The organism is Pseudomonas sp. AC463 (genome assembly GCF_979253585.1).
Genome location: NZ_CEEDDZ010000837.1, coordinates 1 through 257, shown reverse-complemented (window position 1 = coordinate 257; position 257 = coordinate 1). Strand labels below are relative to the sequence as shown.

Genomic DNA, 257 nt, shown 5'->3' with positions numbered 1-257 from the left:
AGTCGGCGGCCAGTTCCGCACGCCGCTGGCGAAGCGAGTTGATCGCCTGGTTACGCAACGCATCGGCCGACGCGCCGCTCTTCCCCTGCTCGCGATAGCGCGCTTCGGCCTGTACGCGATCCGCGATTGCCTGCGACAGCGCGCTATTGAGCGCCTGAAGCTCGTCGACGACGATGGACCGTTCTGACGTCGCTCCCGACCCGCTCGACTGCCCGGGCAGATTGATGATGCGCTGTGCCGTGGCGTAGCCGACAAGC

1 protein-coding gene is annotated in these 257 nt (G+C 66.9%); it reads right to left on the bottom strand.

Annotated features, from left to right (window positions below):
• Window positions 1-257: hypothetical protein (locus AC0IYH_RS32585; protein ID WP_471838489.1), on the bottom strand; the 257-nt coding region annotated here is incomplete at both ends.